The organism is Halocella sp. SP3-1, from assembly GCF_003953885.1.
Classification (GTDB): domain Bacteria; phylum Bacillota; class Halanaerobiia; order Halanaerobiales; family DTU029; genus Iocasia; species Iocasia fonsfrigidae.
Genome location: NZ_CP032760.1, coordinates 2175983 through 2191523 on the forward strand (window position 1 = coordinate 2175983; position 15541 = coordinate 2191523).

Below are 15541 nucleotides of genomic sequence, written 5' to 3' on the forward strand. Positions count from 1 at the left end.
TGGAGGGTTTTAAAGTGCTTTATAGAAAATTAGGTAGTTCGGGTTTAAAAGTGTCAGTTCTGGGATTTGGCTGCTGGCCGGTAGGAAACGACTGGACAGAGGCTAATGATAAAAGTTCAGTTGAAACAATTAGAGAGGCAATGGAACTAGGTATTAATTTCTTTGATGTTGCTCCGGTTTATGGATTTGGTCATGCCGAAAAGGTATTAGGTGAGGCGATCAAAGGTAAGAGAGATCAGATCTATATTGCCAGCAAATGTGGACTGCGCTGGGATGATTCTAAAACTATAACTCATAATCTTTCTCGCGAGAGTATTTTAGAAGAGGTTGATTTAACTTTGCAAAGACTAGATATAGAGTATCTGGATCTTTATCAGCTACACTGGCCTGATCCTAATACTCCTTTAGAAGAAACTATTTCAACATTGAATGAACTTAAAGAAAAGGGGAAAATCCGCAATATAGGACTCAGCAATTATAATGTATTTTTGATTAAAGAAGCCAAAAAATATGAAGAAATTGTGAGTGACCAGGTCTTATATAATATGATAGATAGAAATTCAGATCACTATCATGATTTAGCATTAAATTACAGAACTGAAGCGGAAATACTTCCATATGCAGAAAATAATAATCTTGGTGTAATCCCATACAGTCCACTCTGTCAGGGGCTTTTAACTGATAGTTTTGAAATCGAGAAACTTGATAATGGTGATGTGAGAACAGCCAATTCAGAACTTAGAGGAAAAAAATTGCAGAAAAATTCAAAAAAAGCAGCTGAAGTTCGCCAAATAGCAAATGAGTTAGGAAAACCCATGGTACAGCTGGTTTTAAACTGGCTGGCTGCTAAAAAGGGGATTTCGACTATTATTGCCGGGCCGACAAATGTAGAAGAAGTAAGAGAGAATGTAAGGGCTTTTGATTGGGAGCTTAAATCTGAGTTAATAGAAAAAATAGATGAAATTTTACAAGCTTAAAATATTAAAAGCTGTTTGTTATCCAAGAATTGGGATAATAATTTATTTGAAAGGGGTAGAATATTTATGAAACGTAAAGGAATTTTAAACCGTGAAGTCAGTAGAGTTATTGCCAGTATGGGCCATGGACAATTTTTATTAGTTTGTGATGCTGGCTTTCCAATTCCCCAAGAAGCAGATTGTGTTGATTTAGCAATAAAAAAAGGTCTGCCAGATCTGCCTACAGTTCTTAGCACTATTAATAAAGAGTTTATCAGTGAGAAAGTGATGTGTGCACCCGAAACAAAGAGTAATAATCAACCTTTATATGATGAATTAAAAAAGATATTTAAAGAAGTAGATTTTGAAGACATACCCCATGAGAAAATTTTAAAGGAGATAGCTTATGGGGCTCGAGCAATTATACGAACTGGAGATTATAACCCATGGGGAAATATAGTTTTGCAGGCAGGAACTGACCCTTATGCCTGGTTTGAAAAAGAAAGCTTAAAAATGCCTGATTTCTATAAGCAGAGAATTAAAAATATAGAAGAGGCTGATAAGAGAGATATGTTTTATAAGAGTGAAAAATAATATGGAGGTGTATTATGGAACTTTATGTTGACAGTGCTAATGTAAAAACAATCAAAGAATTAAAAAAGTGGCTGCCCATTGATGGTGTAACAGTTAATCCATCAATTATTTCGACAGAAAGAAAGCCATTGTTTAAATTGTTGGATGAGCTATTAGTATTAAGTGATAAATACCTGCATGTACAGGTTATATCTGCTCTAAAAGAAGATATTATTAAGGAAGCAGAGAGATTACATAGTATCTCTGATAAAATAATTGTTAAGATACCTGTTAGCGAACAGGGACTTGCTGCTATAAAAGAAATTGATACAGCTAGAATTAAAGTTACTGCGACAGCTATTTTTTCTCTTACTCAGGCCTTGTCTGCGGCCAAAGCCGGTGCTAGTTATTTAGCTCCTTATGTAAGTCGTCTTGATAGTATCGAACAGTCTGGGGTTAAGTTAGTAAAAGAGATGAAATATATTATTGATAAACATCAATATTTGGCCAAAATAATTGCAGCAAGTATTAAAACTTCAAATCAAGTTAAAGAATTACTTAAAACCGGTGTAAGGGCAATGACCTTAAGTCCTGAGATAATGCTTCAGTCCCACAGACACCATTTAACAGACAGAGCAGTGGCTATCTTTAGAGAAGACTGGGACAGTGTATATAAAAAATTTGAACTTGATTCAGAAGTGAAATAAAATTTATTAAATTATAACCAATCCTGTTAGAAATTCTAACAGGATTGTATATTGCACTTTTCCGTTTCAGCAATTATATTAATTCCGCTTGTCGTTCACTACGGTATCCGTACCTTCGTTCTCTGTCACAACTTTTTGTTCCGGCATCCTGCCTCCACAAAAAGTTAGAGTCGCTCCATTAATATAATTGGCTTACACAAAGCATTAATGTGAATAAATTATATTTTTATTTGTGAAAAATATAACTAATATGCTTGTATCTAATATATTAAAATGTTATACTAAGACTATCGTAAATACTTTAATAAAGTGATGAAGGTGGTAAATATGAGTGGGAAAAGAGTAAGCAATATGGAAATAAAAAGGATTAATCGGAATCGTATTTTTAGATATGTTAATAATAATGATCGTGTTTCCAAACCTGATATATCAGTAGAGTTAGGAATTAGTATGCCAACAGTTCTTCAAAATATTAATGAATTAATAGAAAAAGGTCTAGTTCAAGAAGTTGGAGAATTTAAGTCTACAGGTGGGCGAAAGGCAGTGGCTATTGCCTCGATAAAAGATGCTTATTATGCCTTAGGAATTGATATTACCCAAAATCATATTGGTCTTGTTTTGACTAATTTATCTGGTGAAGTATTAAGACATAGGCGCATTTATTATCCATATACTCATAGTAAAGAGTATTATAAGGAAATGGCTAATATTGCTCTTGGATTTCTTAAAAAAGAAGGGATTTCAGATAATGAGTTTCTGGGAGCTGGAATTTCAATTCCCGGTATTATCGATGATAAGAAAGAAAGGATTGCTTATTCCCATGCTCTTAGTGTTTCAGATATTGATTATGATAATTTTTCTGAGTTTATTCCATATAAATGTGTTTTTATTAATGATGCCAATGCGGCCAGTATTGCCGAAATGTATCATATTGAGAATAGGTTTAATGCAGTATATCTTTCACTTAGTAATAGTGTTGGTGGTGCAATTATTGAGGAAAGACGGCCGTACCTGGGGGATAACATCATCAATAATATGAATGATTTATTATATTTGGGAGATAACTGGCGGGGTGGTGAGTTTGGTCATATGACATTGATACCAGATGGAAAACAATGTTATTGCGGTAAAAAGGGCTGTTTTGATGCTTATTGCTCAGCTAAAGCCCTTGCTAAATATACTGATGGTAAATTAGAAGAATTCTTTAAAAAACTTGAAAAGGGGGATGAAAAATTATATCAAATCTGGGATGAATACCTTTCTTTACTGGCAATTGAGGTAAATAATTTGAGAATGGTTTTTGATTGTACGATAATTATTGGTGGTTATGTCGGAAGTTTTATTGAACCATATATTTCGAAATTAAGAGAGAAGGCAGCTAAATTAAATACATTTGAGTCAGATGGCTCTTATCTTAAACCCTGTCTTTATCCTATTGAAGCATCTGCTTTAGGTGCTGCGCTGCAACAAGTAGAGTCATATATTTGCAAAGTTTAAAAATATAATAAATCTATACTATTTTATCTCTCTAATAAATTGATAGAAGTTTTCAAATTATTAGAGAGGTATTTTTTATACAATTTATTTAAACATCAAAAAATTGTTGACACAATTCAAAATAAATGGTAATATATAAGTACTTATTTAAGGAGTTTAATAAAGATAATATTAATGTATTTAATAATTAAAAAATACTAAAGAATTATCCTTATTAAAATGAAGTTATAAGTCCTGGTAAAAATGGAAGAGTATTCAGGTAATTGAGAGGAGGTGTTGGTTTAGCTACATAGTTGGTAGGTATGTATTTTGGTTTGGAATTTGACATGTGATCATGATTACAATGAATTAAAAAAATGGAGGGACATTTAATGAAAAAATTTAGTTCATTTTTTATGTTGTTTTTGTTGGTTTTTGCTATTTTATTTACTTGTGTTTTACTTGATACTGCTAAAATCGTTGCTGCACCAAAATTTCGCGTAGGAATGACTGTTCAGGATTTAAGTAACCAGATTTGGGCAGCAACGGCTGCTGAACTCAAAAAAATAATTAAGGCTGAAGGTGGAGAATTTACTGTTGTTGATAGTTCTAACAATGCCGGTAAACAGGTAAATCAGATCGAAAATTTTATAGCCAGTGGTGTTGATGCCTTGATTATTCACCCGGTCGAAAAGAATTCAGTAGAGAAACCTTTAGCCAGGGCAAGAGAAAATGGAGTTAAGATATTTTGCTGGGATGAAAATATAGAAAATGCCGATTTATGCTGGCTAATTGATAATTATAAAATTGGTCAGATGGTTGGTAAATATGCGGCAGATTGGATTAACGAAAAACTAGGCGGAAAAGCTGAAGTCGGGATTTTAAATTATCCGCAAATGGAAATTTTACTTGCAAGAGGAAATGGTATTGTTGATGGCTTAAAGAAAAATGCTCCCGGGGCAGAAATTGTGGCAGAGTCAAGTGCTATTAACCCAGTTGAAGGTATTAATAAAACTGAAACATTTTTGCAGGCTCATCCAGATATGAAAGTTATTTGTGCCATCGGTGGTGGTGGGGCAGTTGGAGCAAATGAAGGAGTTAAAGCTGCCGGTAAATTAAGTAAAGATTTTGGTATTTTTGCTGTTGATGGGACTGATCAGGAATTAGAAGCAATGGTTAATGATGAAGCTATCAGAATGTCAGTTTTAAATACTGGTAAACCACCAAAAATGGCAGAAGTAATTTATGGGTATTTAGAAAAAATGATGGCTGGAGAAGAAGTTCCACATATTGTTTATAGGGAAATGATTCCAGTTACTAAGGAAAATGTAGATAAATATATTCAGAGCAATAATTAAAAATATTTTTAAACAGACAGCTCTATTAATTTAATAGGGCTGTCTGTAAAAATAAATAAGGGGAGTTATATCATGAAAGATAATACTATACTCCAATTAAAAAATATTACTAAAAAATATCCGGGTGTTGTAGCACTTGATAATGTTTCACTGGATATCAAAGAAGGTGAGGTTCATGCTTTAGTTGGAGAAAATGGTGCAGGAAAATCAACTTTAATTAAAACCTGTACTGGTGCAATAACACCAAATAAAGGGAAAATAATTATAGATGGCAAAGAATTTACTAAAATGTCTCCTAAAAGTTCTGAAGAAAATGGAATTTCTGTAATCTACCAGGAATTTAACCTTGTTGGCGAATTAAGTGTTGCTGAAAATATTTTCTTAGGGAGTGCCATTAGAAATGGTATAGTAATTGATGAAGAAGCAATGGTCAAGAAATCTAAAGAAATTTTTGATCAACTTAATATTGATATTAATCCTAAATCCCTAGTAAAAGATTTAACAGTAGGTTATCAACAGATAGTTGAGATTGCTAAAGCTTTATCTAAGAAGGCTAGAATTTTAATTATGGATGAACCCTCTGCCCCTTTGACTAAATCAGAGTTGAAACACTTATTTGTTATGGTAGATAAACTTAAAGAAAGAGGAGTAACAATAATATATATTTCTCATAGATTAGATGAGGTTTTTCGATTGGCTGATAGAGTTACTGTTATTCGAGATGGAGTGGTAATCGATAGTCTTTTGACTTCAGAAACAAATGTTGATCATTTGATAAGTTTAATGGTTGGCAGAGAGCTTAAAGAAACCTTTCCCAGGAGAGAGACAGAGATTAGTGATGAAGTGCTATTGGAAGTTAATCATCTAACAGGGAATGGTGTTAAAGACTGTTCCTTCAAGCTTCGTCGAGGAGAAGTTCTTGGCTTTGGCGGTTTAATTGGGGCTGGTCGTACAGAATTGGCAGAACTAATTTTTGGAGTTAAAAAAATAACAGCGGGAGATATGATTTACAAAGGGAAAAAAATCTCTCCTAAATCACCTCAGGAAGCTATTAGTTATGGGATAGCATTAGTACCAGAAGATAGAAAACAGCAGGGGGCACTTTTAGATTTAGACATTAAGGGTAATATTGTAATGTCTATTCTTAAAAAAATCTCATCTTATTTTGTAGTTAATAAGAATAAAGAGATTAGTATTTCTAAGGATTATAAAAATAAGTTGAATATTAAAACACCAGATCTAGGCCAAAAGGTTAAGAATTTAAGTGGTGGTAATCAGCAAAAAGTTATTCTGGCGAAATGGCTGGCTTCTAAACCGGAGCTTATTATTTTGGATGAACCTACCAGAGGAATAGATGTTGGGGCAAAATTTGAAATTTACAAATTAATCAATGATTTGGTTTCTCAAGGAAAGACAATTATTTTAATTTCCTCAGAAATGGAAGAATTGATTGGAATGTCAGATAGGATAATAGTTTTAGCCGAAGGAGAAATTACAGGTTCTTTAGAAAAAAGTGAATTTAGCCAGGAAAAAATATTAAATTATGCATCCAAAATTGAAAGAGAGAGTGATTTTAATGAACCTCAATAAAATGAGGAAGTATGGAATATTTGTAGCACTACTAGTATTAATATTATTTTTTACTTTAACTACAAATGCATTTTTAACTTTTGGTAATCTAATTAATGTAACAAGACAAATATCTATGCTAGGAATTACTTCAGTGGGGATGGCCTTTGTTTTACTACTAGGTGGTATTGACCTTTCTGTTGGTTCTCAAATTAGTCTGGTTAATATTATTGCAGCTTGGTTTATGGCTAAGGCAGGTTTAAATCCTGTCTTTGCAATTTTAATTGCACTGACAGTTAGTACTTCTGTAGGTTTTTTAAATGGTTGGATAATTGCTAATATCAAAATGCCACCTTTAATTGTTACTCTGGCTAGTTTGACTATTCTTGAGGGTTTAGCCTATATTATTTCTGGCGGCATACCAATTTTTGGTTTCCCAAAATCTTTTTCTGTTATTGGCCAGGGCTATATTAGTTTTATACCCGTTCCAGTTATTATTATGATTATAATTATGCTAATTGGTGCTTTTATTTTAAATAAAACCTATTTTGGAAGGCATTTTTATGCAGTTGGTGGTAATGAGGAGGCTGCTGAACTTTCTGGAATAAATGTTAAGAGAGTTAAGTATCTGGTCTATAGTTTGTCAGGTTTATTTGCTGGAATTGCTGGAATTTTGATGTTATCAAGGACTAATTCTGGTCAGGCAATTGCAGGTAAAGGTTTTGAACTGGATGTTTTAACAGCTGTTGTTTTGGGAGGGGTCAGTATTAATGGTGGTTATGGTAAAATGTTTCATGTAATTGCTGGTGTTTTAATAATGGGGGTTTTAAGTAATGGCCTGGTATTAATGAATGTCAGCCAGTATTATCAATTAGTTATTAAAGGACTTGTGTTATTATTTGCAGTAGGCTTTGATAGTTACCAAAAATATGTTGTAAAATCATCATAAAATAAATTTATTAATTATAACTTATATAATTATATTTTTAAATAGAAGGAAATTAGATGAATATTAAAAATAAAAGATTGCTGAAAAATAGTAAAACTAATTTTAAGTAGAATTAATGAGCAAATCAAGAATTTGAATTGGTAAAAATGAAATAATGGAGATTAAAGGGGAGTGGAATAAAATGAGTGATAAAATGAAAGTAGCAGTTATGACTGGAATTGGAGGAATGGAATTAACAGAAAGGGATATTCCTAAACCCCAAAGAGACGAAGTTCTGGTTAAATTAGAATATGTAGGAATTTGTGGTTCTGACCTGCATTATTATGAACAGGGAGCAATTGGTGATTATGTAGTTGAACCCCCTTTTGTTCTGGGGCATGAACCAGGTGGGATAGTAGTAGAAGTTGGAGAAGATGTAAGCTATTTAAAACCAGGTGATAAGGTAGCTTTAGAGCCTGGAAAAACCTGTGGTCATTGTGAGTTTTGCAAAACTGGCAGATATAATCTGTGTCCAGAGGTAATCTTTTTTGCCACACCACCGGTTGATGGAGTATTTCAGGAGTATGTGGTATATCAAGCAGATCTTTGTTTTAAATTACCTGAGAATGTAAGCACGTTAGAAGGTGCGCTTATTGAACCGCTGGCCGTAGGTTTTCATGCTGCACTACAGGGTGAAGCACAGATCGGTCAGACTGCTGTTGTTATGGGGGCCGGGTGTATAGGGCTTGTTTCGCTGATGGCTCTAAAGGCAATGGGGCTTTCCAAAGTATATGTTGTTGATATTATGCAGAAACGTTTGGAAAAGGCCTTAGAATTGGGTGCAACAGGTGTAATAAACGCCAAAGAAGAGGAGGTAGTAGAAAAGCTACAGGAATTAACTGGTGGTGTAGGGTGTGATCTTGCAATTGAAACAGCAGGAACTGAAATAACTACTAGGCAAGCAATCCAGATAACTAAAAAAGGGGCTAATATTGTACTGGTTGGCTATAGTAAGAGTGGAGAAATGACACTACCAATGAGCTTAGTGTTAGATAAGGAGTTGACTTTTAAGACTGTATTTCGTTATCGTCACATTTATCCCATGGCTATTGAAGCTGTGGCAGAGGGTAAGATAGATTTAAAGGGAATTATAACAGATGTTTTTAAGCTGGATGATGTGCAGAAAGCAATGGATTATAGTGTTCAAAATAAGGCAGACATTGTTAAAGCTGTTATTAAAATTAACGAATAAAAATACAGATAATAAACTAGTGATTATTATAAGTACTTTTATTTTAAAGGGGATGGGACGATGGCAGTAGATATTATTACGATGGGTGAAATGTTAATTGATTTTGTGCCTTTGAAAAAGGGTTTATCTTCAAAAGAAAATGAGGGCTTTTTAAGAATGCCTGGTGGAGCACCGGCTAATGTTGCAGTAGGTATTGCCAGATTAGGTTTGAGTAGTGCATTTTTGGGGAAAGTAGGTAGAGACCCTTTTGGGGGATTATTAATCGAAACATTAGAGGATAATGGAGTTGAAACTAAGGCTATTATCCAGACTGATGAAGCTAAAACAACTTTAGCCTTTGTAACACTTGATGAGACAGGTGACCGTGATTTTACCTTTTACAGGGATCCAGGTGCAGATATGTTATATCAATGGGATGAGGTTGATCTTGAATTATTTAAAACAGCTAAGATTTTTCACCATGGGTCAATTAGTTTAATTAATCAGCCAGTAAGAGATACAACTTTAAAAATGGCTCAACTGGCAAAAAATATGGGAATTCTGGTTTCTTATGATCCGAATTTAAGAAGGCCTTTATGGCCAGATGTACGGACAGCAAAGCAGTGGATCATAGCAGGCCTTAAAACAGCCGATCTAGTAAAATTATCGGAAGAAGAGTTAGAATTTATAACAGATGAAAAAGAAATCAATTTAGGAGCCAAAAAAATTATGGCGCATGGACCTAAATTAATTTTTGTGACCTTAGGAGCTAAGGGGAGTTATTTTTATGATGGTAAAAACAGTAAAATTGTTCCGGGGTTTAAAGTAAAGGTTCAGGATACAACCGGTGCTGGTGATGGTTTTGTAGCCGGTGTTCTTTTTCAGTTGATCAAAAATAATGTTAGTGATTTAAATCTATTAAGTGAGTCTATGTTAGAAAATATGGCACTTTTTGCAAATGCAGTTGGTGCTCTAACAACTAAGGGGAAAGGAGCCATATCTTCTCTACCGAATTTGGATTCTGTAAATCAATTATTAAAAAGTAAATAAAAATTAGATATACATAATATATAATGAAATAAAAACAGAATCGCCTGTTAAACAATTCATATTCGTTTACTTGCGCTAAGTTTTATACTGTATTATAATGAAACAGAAAACGTGTAATAGTATTTTTTAATATAGGCGGTGAAAATAATGTGTATAAATAAAAAGAAACGAAATGATGTTCTACTCCATGCAAGGTCAGTAGTTTTGAGTACCGCTTGCATGGAGTAAACAGGTGCTTATCTATGCTGGCTTTGCAACTTGAAGATTAAAATTCAAGGAGTGAGTCTGCATGAAATATCTTAATGCAACCATGGTTCTTCCTGATAGCTTGGTCGAGGAATTGCAAGAATATATTCAAGGTGCTTATCTATATATCCCTTCAAAAAAAGACCAGCATAAAAAATGGGGAGAACTTTCAGGGTTACGAATAGAATTAGATGAACGAAATGAAAGAATCCGGCGAGACTTCTCTAAGGGATTATCTATTGAAGATTTGGCTGAAATTTATTCTCTTTCCGTTCATACTATAAGAAAGATTATATATAGCAAATAATGTATGGGGGCCGCAATATATGGCCCTCATATTTATGTATAAAATGTTTCTGTAAAGTTTAATATATTGAGATGTCTGTGCTATTTTGATAGTATTTGTTCAAGGAGGTGGATACGATGCTTAAAAATAATTGCCCTGTGCAATTCGGATATTCAGATGTAGATATTACTCCCGATTGGCCAGTTGAGTTGGTGGGCTTTGACCGCGTTGATAATACTTCTAAGGGAGTATGGCATAAATTAAAGGCTCAAGTTCTTATTGGCAAATCAGCAAAAGAAAAATGCTGTTTGATAACGATTGATAGTCTTGGGTTTACTGTTGCTTTAACAAATAAACTCCGCGACCTTATTGCCAATGAAATAGGTCAATTACGAGAAAAAGTCATGGTTTGTTTTTCTCATACTCATTCTGCACCTAATGCTGGTATTGATGAAAGATACTATACCTTTGTTTGTAAACAAGTTCTTTCAGCTGTAAAAAAGGCTCAGTCTACAACGTCTACGCTTAAAGTTGGCTGGGGAGTAGCAGAAGGTGACATTGGGCTTAATCGTCGAGGTCAGCAATCTATTGTAGATAAACGATTAGGTGTTTTGAAATTTTCTGATAATGCAGACATTCCTAAACTGTTATTGCTACGAGTTTCCGCCCATGCAAATGTTTTATGCAGTGACAATTACAAAATATCAGCGGATTATTTTGCTACAACAAGAGATTTGCTTGAAGCAAGATATGGTTGCAAGGTGATGATGATACAGGGGGCTGCTGGTGATATTCGTCCAAAATATCAACAAGAAAATGCAGAATATCTGGAAGTCCACGGGTTCGAGGCGTCCATGAAATCCTATTCAGTAGAAGAAAAGCAAAAATATTTTCAACAAAGTATAGCTGCATTGGATCAGATGGCACAGTCTATATATTATTCTGTTGATAGCATTTGGAAGCAAGTACACCCAGTTTCACTATATCGACTAGCTATGTTTTCTGAAAGCCATGTTTTTAAGGCAGATGTTCCAACAAAGGAAAAAGCAATTGCTATTGCTAACGAAGCTCAAAAAAAAGCTGGTATAGACGGTACGAGTTGGTTATTTGAGGTGGATAGGCTCAACAGGCAAAATGTTCATATACAAAAAGCAGATATTGAAATTCAGTATTTTGTCTTAAATGATGGCTGTTTATGTGGTATTGCAAATGAGGTAATGTGCCAAATTGCTTTAGATATTGAAAAACGGGCCAAAACTCCACTTTTGTTTTTTAGTGGGTATGTAAATGGAACAAGTAGCTATTTACCTACAGCGCAAGAATATGATAAGGGTGGTTATGAAGTCCTTTGGTCAAATTTAATTTACTATCAATATCATGGACGTGTAATGCCGTTAAATAGAGAAACCGCTAAAAGTATTTCTGAAATAGTGGCAAATACATGGTCAAGTTTTTTGGAAAATGGCATATTAATATAAATAATTTAATCTTAATTTATGTGGAAGATTTCTTGATTCCTAAGTTGCTTTTTGCTATAATGGGTTCATGAATTTACAAAATCAAGGTATCAACCTTGGACTGGTTCGAGACCCTCCCAGTATAAAAAACTAAGGATTGAAAATACAGAATGATTCAAACACAAGGTTACTTGTGTTTATTTAGCGCTGTTATCCTTAGGGAGACAGCGTTTTTTGTATTTAGTTCCGTATTGCTTTTCGTAGAGGCTAGAGGAAGAAAGGAGATTGGAGAATGAATGCTAAAAGAAAGGTGATTATTGATTGTGACCCGGGAATTGATGATGCTCTGGCTCTTATGTTGGCAGTTGCTTCACCAGAGTTGGAAGTGTTAGGTATTACGATTGTATCTGGAAATGTTCCTGTTAAAGAGGGGGCAGAAAATGCACTGAAGGTATTAAGACTGATGAATCGCTTAGACATCCCTGTTTATTTAGGAGAGAATACCCCTCTTAAAAGGGCATATATCAGTGCTCAGGACACCCATGGAATGGATGGTTTAGGTGAAACAAATTATTCTGCTGTAAATGAGGTAAGACCGAAAGCCGGTGCAGTAAAGTTTATTTGTGAGGCCCTCTACCAGGATGAAAAGGTATCTATTATTGCCTTAGGACCTTTGACAAATATCGCCAAAGGACTCCAGCAAGATAGGGAGGCTTTTAAAAGACTGGATGAGTTTATAAGTATGGGCGGTAATTATAGGAGTCATGGCAATTGTTCACCAGTTGCAGAATATAATTATTGGTGTGACCCCCATGGGGCCAGAGAGGTCTATGAAAAACTAGACAAAAGGATTCATATGGTTGGTCTGGACGTAACAAGAAAGATTGTGCTGACTCCAAATATATTAGAATATATGCAAAGGCTTGATCCCCATAAAGGTGAGTTTGTAAAAAATATAACTGGCTTTTATTATGACTTTCATTGGAAACATGAAGGGATAATTGGCTGTGTAATAAATGATCCTTTAGCAGTAGCGTATTTTATTAATCGTGAATTGTGTAGTGGTTTTGAGGCTTTTACAACTATTGAAACAGAGGGAATAAGTATGGGGCAGACAATAGTTGATACCATGGGTTTCTGGAAAAAGAAGGAGAATAGTTATGTTTTGACAGAAGTAGATCATCATGAATTTATGAAGATTTTTTTAGCTAAAGTTTTTGGAGCAGATAAAGCGGAAGTTGGATCTGTCTTAGAAGAAATTTTGAAGTAAGAACAGGAGGATTATTATAATGAAAAAAACAGCGGTATTGCCAATATGTCTTGTTGCCCTGGGGGCTGTCTTAAATTATATTGGGGGAACTATTGCTTTGGTTTTGAGATTGCCAGTTTATTTAGATACAATTGGAACCATCATGGTAGGTGGACTGCTAGGTCCCATCTATGGAATCTTTCCAGGTTTGATCAGTGGGATTATTAGTGGGATATCTACAGATATATATGCCCTGTATTTTACACCAGTACAGATTATTACAGGAATAATGTCCGGTATACTGTTTCAAACTGTTTATATGAAAAAATGGATGCTTCCGCTTGGAACACTGGCCATAACAATCCCGGGGACTATAGTAAGTTCTAGCATTACAGCATTTTTGTTTGGAGGGGTCACTTCTTCTGGTTCATCAATCCTTGTTCAGTTACTACATAAATTTGGATTCAATATGACAGTGAGTGTATTTATAGTCCAAATTTTTACTGATTATTTAGACCGCTTTCTGGCAGTGGTTCTGGTCTGTGCAGTTCTTGCTGCTATGCCAGTTGATTTAAAGACTCATATTAAAGGAGAGAAATATAGTGGAACGCTATAGTAGAATAATTAATAAGAACTGTAGAGAGATTGTCTTACTTAAGGGATATCCTTGTGCCTGGGGAAAATGCACATTTTGTGATTATACTGAAGATAACTCTACAGATTTGCAGGAAATGATCGAGATAAATAGTAAAGTACTTTCTCAGGTGACAGGGGAGTTTGGGGTATTGGAAGTTATTAATTCTGGAAGCTGTTTTGAAATACCAGAAAAGACCTTAAGGCTGATTCGTAGTATTATAAAAGAAAAGGATATTAAACAATTATTTCTGGAAAGTCATTGGATCTACCGTCATAAACTCCAGGAAATGAGGGATTTTATGGGAATACCCATTATCTTTAAAATCGGTGTAGAGACTTTTGATAATGAATTTCGTCAGAAGTTTTTGAACAAGCAGGCAGATTTTAAAACACCCCAGGAAGTTCGAGAGTATTTTGATTCCCCCTGTATTATGGTAGGGATCAGAGGACAGAGTAAGGAAATGATTGATGATGACATACGTATCCTTAAAGAATATTTTGAATTAGGTACAATTAATGTATATACCAATAATACCACTGATGTGAGACGGGATGAAGAATTAGTAAAATGGTTTATGGAAAAATACAGTTATTTAGAAGAAGATCCCTCTGTTGAAGTTTTGTATTTGAATACTGATTTTGGAGTAGGGGACTAAAGTCCTTGAGCTGTGGTGTAATTTACTAATAATATTAAAGAAAAGGGGGGAATAAGAAAAGTATTGGTGATTACTTGCTGAATCCTAAGATAAAGTAAAATATAATTAGGATAATATAGGTTGGTATATAAAGTAATAATAGATTTCCTGTTGTGTAAGTTGCGATAATTTCTGCAGGAGTTGAAATATCAAAATTGAATATTGACATTATTGTTAACAAGAAACTTACTGGAATAATTATGTTTTTATAATTATTTATTTTAGACCATTCAGCTACTGAAAAAACAGAAGCAAAATAAAAAATTGCTAATTTTATTGTGGTTGCAATTAACCAGATCACAAAAATAACAATTTCATTACCTGTTGTGGTTAATTTGGTCAGGGCATAAAAGGGGAAATCCATATTTTTAGTTAAATCAATTTCAAAGACAGCAATAGAAATAATAAATAGAATAACAATTATTAATTGAATAAATAAATTACCTAGTATGCTTGCTTTAAGGGCTTTATTTTTATTCTTTAAATAAGGTGTAAATAATAATAAAAGAGTTAAAATTAGTCTAAACCAGTCAGCTGAAACTATACTTCCTCTAATTATTGTTTTAAGATCAAATACTACTGGTCTTAAACGATTAAAATCAAATAAGTTAGTATTAAAAGCTGTAATAATAAGTATAATAATTGTACCAGATAACATTATAAACATGGCAATTACACTTATTCTAGTTAAACTTTCAAACCCAGTATAAGTTGCATAGCTTGCTAATATTGCTAAAGCAATTGATATTATTATAGGAGAGGTATTGGGCATTACAACTGTAACAAAGGCTACAATTTCATATAATATTAAGGTAGTATCAAATAATATTATTAAAACAAAAGGTAAAATGATTATTCTCCCTAATATAGAACCAAATAAAGACATGCAGTCCTGAATAACACTTTTGTCGGAAAAATTAAAACTTAACTTTAAAAGAATATATTGAATAACTCCTGTACTAATTCCTGCCAAAATAGCAGCAGCCCAACCTAATTTTTCTGATTCTGCTAAGGTTCTGGGGACTATTAAAACAAGAGTAGGGAGTACTATTGCCAGGCTTAGCCAAAAGACTTGATAAGTACTTATCTTTTCTTTCACTTTTTTCCACTCCAAGTATGAATAA

At 33.9% G+C, this 15541-nt stretch carries 15 protein-coding genes and 1 riboswitch; of the genes, 14 read left to right on the top strand and 1 reads right to left on the bottom strand.

Annotated elements, in window-relative coordinates; all coding sequences use genetic code 11:
• Positions 1 to 14 precede the first annotated feature (14 nt).
• The 14 genes from D7D81_RS10320 to D7D81_RS10385 all read left to right on the top strand — a co-directional run bounded on the left by D7D81_RS10320 (position 15) and on the right by D7D81_RS10385 (position 14378).
• Positions 15 to 977, top strand: a complete 963-nt coding sequence (locus D7D81_RS10320; RefSeq protein ID WP_164522213.1) for an aldo/keto reductase — start codon at positions 15 to 17, stop codon at positions 975 to 977.
• A gap of 66 nt (positions 978 to 1043) precedes the next feature.
• Positions 1044 to 1550: a D-ribose pyranase gene (gene rbsD / locus D7D81_RS10325; protein WP_125989725.1), complete on the top strand. Its 507-nt coding sequence runs from the start codon at positions 1044 to 1046 to the stop codon at positions 1548 to 1550.
• A 14-nt stretch (positions 1551 to 1564) separates the two neighbouring features.
• Complete coding sequence (locus tag D7D81_RS10330; RefSeq protein WP_125989727.1) at positions 1565 to 2236, top strand: transaldolase family protein; 672 nt, start codon at positions 1565 to 1567, stop codon at positions 2234 to 2236.
• A gap of 327 nt (positions 2237 to 2563) precedes the next feature.
• Complete coding sequence (locus D7D81_RS10335) at positions 2564 to 3733, top strand: ROK family transcriptional regulator (RefSeq protein WP_125989729.1); 1170 nt, start codon at positions 2564 to 2566, stop codon at positions 3731 to 3733.
• 371 nt (positions 3734 to 4104) lie between these two features.
• Positions 4105 to 5070, top strand: coding sequence for a sugar ABC transporter substrate-binding protein (locus tag D7D81_RS10340; protein WP_164522214.1), 966 nt, complete (start codon positions 4105 to 4107; stop codon positions 5068 to 5070).
• A 72-nt stretch (positions 5071 to 5142) separates the two neighbouring features.
• The gene (locus tag D7D81_RS10345) at positions 5143 to 6660 is read left to right on the top strand and encodes a sugar ABC transporter ATP-binding protein (protein ID WP_125989733.1); all 1518 of its coding nucleotides are present in this window, start codon (positions 5143 to 5145) and stop codon (positions 6658 to 6660) included.
• Position 6661: 1 nt separating this feature from the next.
• Entirely contained in the window at positions 6662 to 7588 is a 927-nt protein-coding gene (locus D7D81_RS10350; protein WP_205739176.1) for an ABC transporter permease, read from the top strand.
• A gap of 181 nt (positions 7589 to 7769) precedes the next feature.
• Positions 7770 to 8819, top strand: a complete 1050-nt coding sequence (locus D7D81_RS10355) for an NAD(P)-dependent alcohol dehydrogenase (protein WP_125989737.1) — start codon at positions 7770 to 7772, stop codon at positions 8817 to 8819.
• Positions 8820 to 8879: 60 nt separating this feature from the next.
• Positions 8880 to 9848 carry a PfkB family carbohydrate kinase gene (locus D7D81_RS10360; RefSeq protein WP_125989739.1) on the top strand — a complete coding sequence of 323 codons (969 nt, stop codon included), beginning with the start codon at positions 8880 to 8882 and terminating at the stop codon, positions 9846 to 9848.
• 289 nt (positions 9849 to 10137) lie between these two features.
• The gene (locus D7D81_RS10365) at positions 10138 to 10401 is read left to right on the top strand and encodes a CD3324 family protein (protein ID WP_125989741.1); all 264 of its coding nucleotides are present in this window, start codon (positions 10138 to 10140) and stop codon (positions 10399 to 10401) included.
• A gap of 116 nt (positions 10402 to 10517) precedes the next feature.
• Entirely contained in the window at positions 10518 to 11858 is a 1341-nt protein-coding gene (locus tag D7D81_RS10370; protein ID WP_125989743.1) for a hypothetical protein, read from the top strand.
• Positions 11859 to 11952: 94 nt separating this feature from the next.
• A riboswitch (PreQ1 riboswitch) is annotated at positions 11953 to 11997 on the top strand.
• A gap of 132 nt (positions 11998 to 12129) precedes the next feature.
• Positions 12130 to 13107 (top strand): nucleoside hydrolase, encoded by a 978-nt coding sequence (locus D7D81_RS10375; protein WP_125989745.1) that lies wholly within the window; start codon positions 12130 to 12132, stop codon positions 13105 to 13107.
• A gap of 19 nt (positions 13108 to 13126) precedes the next feature.
• Positions 13127 to 13702 (top strand): ECF transporter S component, encoded by a 576-nt coding sequence (locus D7D81_RS10380; protein ID WP_125989747.1) that lies wholly within the window; start codon positions 13127 to 13129, stop codon positions 13700 to 13702.
• Complete coding sequence (locus D7D81_RS10385; protein ID WP_125989749.1) at positions 13689 to 14378, top strand: radical SAM protein; 690 nt, start codon at positions 13689 to 13691, stop codon at positions 14376 to 14378. The genes D7D81_RS10380 and D7D81_RS10385 overlap by 14 nt, the downstream gene beginning before the upstream one ends.
• A gap of 70 nt (positions 14379 to 14448) precedes the next feature.
• On the opposite strand, the gene D7D81_RS10390 is transcribed toward D7D81_RS10385, so the two are convergent.
• Positions 14449 to 15516, bottom strand: a complete 1068-nt coding sequence (locus D7D81_RS10390) for a GerAB/ArcD/ProY family transporter (protein ID WP_164522215.1) — start codon at positions 15514 to 15516, stop codon at positions 14449 to 14451.
• Positions 15517 to 15541: the final 25 nt, after the last annotated feature.

Bases quoted from the DNA above. Each gene is read 5' to 3' on its own strand.
- D7D81_RS10360 (WP_125989739.1), top strand. From the start codon at position 8,880: ATGGCAGTAGATATTATTACGATGGGTGAAATGTTAATTGATTTTGTG.
- rbsD (WP_125989725.1), top strand. From the start codon at position 1,044: ATGAAACGTAAAGGAATTTTAAACCGTGAAGTCAGTAGAGTTATTGCC.
- D7D81_RS10365 (WP_125989741.1), top strand. From the start codon at position 10,138: ATGAAATATCTTAATGCAACCATGGTTCTTCCTGATAGCTTGGTCGAG.
- D7D81_RS10355 (WP_125989737.1), top strand. From the start codon at position 7,770: ATGAGTGATAAAATGAAAGTAGCAGTTATGACTGGAATTGGAGGAATG.
- D7D81_RS10370 (WP_125989743.1), top strand. From the start codon at position 10,518: ATGCTTAAAAATAATTGCCCTGTGCAATTCGGATATTCAGATGTAGAT.
- D7D81_RS10380 (WP_125989747.1), top strand. From the start codon at position 13,127: ATGAAAAAAACAGCGGTATTGCCAATATGTCTTGTTGCCCTGGGGGCT.
- D7D81_RS10330 (WP_125989727.1), top strand. From the start codon at position 1,565: ATGGAACTTTATGTTGACAGTGCTAATGTAAAAACAATCAAAGAATTA.
- D7D81_RS10350 (WP_205739176.1), top strand. From the start codon at position 6,662: ATGAGGAAGTATGGAATATTTGTAGCACTACTAGTATTAATATTATTT.
- D7D81_RS10345 (WP_125989733.1), top strand. From the start codon at position 5,143: ATGAAAGATAATACTATACTCCAATTAAAAAATATTACTAAAAAATAT.
- D7D81_RS10340 (WP_164522214.1), top strand. From the start codon at position 4,105: ATGAAAAAATTTAGTTCATTTTTTATGTTGTTTTTGTTGGTTTTTGCT.
- D7D81_RS10335 (WP_125989729.1), top strand. From the start codon at position 2,564: ATGAGTGGGAAAAGAGTAAGCAATATGGAAATAAAAAGGATTAATCGG.
- D7D81_RS10375 (WP_125989745.1), top strand. From the start codon at position 12,130: ATGAATGCTAAAAGAAAGGTGATTATTGATTGTGACCCGGGAATTGAT.